Here is a 639-nt window from a genome sequence, read left to right on the forward strand (position 1 = left end):
TTTTCTAAATGTTTTTGCAACGCCAAGCATAGCGCATTATTAGACTTAAAGACTTGGACTTGTTGGTGTATCTTGCGGTATAGACAAGGGATATGATCTAGAGCGATCAAGCGTTCTTCTTTGAGCTTTGTTTGCATGCGCAAGATTAGGGCTTTGCTAGGGTTTTGGAAACTCCTCAAGCAGAGGTTTAAAAATTTAGAATCTAAATAAGAGGGATACAAACAGACTTCAGGGGCGCTCTCAATTTGGCTAGGCGCGCTCTTAAGCTGGATAAGTATCTCTAGATAAGCCCCGCCTATCTTGGCTAGATGGATACTTTGGAAGTAGTGGTAGTCTATGAGTTGGTCTAAGAGTGTGGCTAACTTGGGATTACCTAGTGCTTGGGCAAAATCTGCAATAAGCGTTGTAGGGCTATCATCACCCAAGCCCATCAATCTATTTAAAAGCCCATAAACACTAAGCCCCATGTCTAAATCGTTAAATAGATGGATGAGCGCGGGGCTTTTATGGGGGTAGTCATTATCCACACCTACCTCTAGGCTATCTGTGTTTTGCCATATCTCATCCATGTTTAAACAATCTGGAGTCAAACCATGTGTGTTGGTGTAGTGGTGGATAAACCTAATGTATGCAAAGGGG

Annotated in this window: 1 pseudogene; it reads right to left on the minus strand. The window is 42.6% G+C overall.

Features of this window, described 5'->3' with window-relative positions:
- A pseudogene (locus EAO33_RS09685) lies at positions 1 to 639 on the minus strand (hypothetical protein); the annotation flags it as partial.

The organism is Helicobacter labacensis, assembly GCF_003660285.1.
Taxonomy (GTDB): domain Bacteria; phylum Campylobacterota; class Campylobacteria; order Campylobacterales; family Helicobacteraceae; genus Helicobacter; species Helicobacter labacensis.